The organism is Bartonella sp. AA81SXKL (assembly GCF_042196945.1).
Classification (GTDB): Bacteria; Pseudomonadota; Alphaproteobacteria; order Rhizobiales; family Rhizobiaceae; genus Bartonella.
The window spans coordinates 443-711 of sequence record NZ_JBHIRH010000243.1 but is presented as its reverse complement, the minus strand read 5'-3'; the positions used below and the strand labels follow the sequence as shown (position 1 = coordinate 711).

Genomic DNA, 269 nt, shown 5'->3' with positions numbered 1-269 from the left:
CACACAATAAGCATTACAGATTCTGGAATTGAAATTGCCAATCCTTCTTCAACAGAACTTGATTTAATTGTTGATCAAAGTGGAGGGGCGCATTTTACTTTGCAAAATTTATCTGGTGCAAAAGTAAAACCTGTTGATGCTGGAACTTATCTGTATGGTTTAAAACAGAAAAATGGTGATGATGGAAATAAAAAAATTTGGTATTTGTCTGCAGTATACATTGATAGTGTCCAGCGTAGAGGCAGATTTTTCCGACATTTAAATCAAAA

General features: G+C 33.8%; 1 protein-coding gene. It reads left to right on the top strand.

What is annotated here, in order from left to right; all coding sequences use genetic code 11:
* The coding region (locus ACFINZ_RS10860) for a pertactin-like passenger domain-containing protein (RefSeq protein WP_375701522.1) at nucleotides 1-269 on the top strand (269 nt) is incomplete at both ends.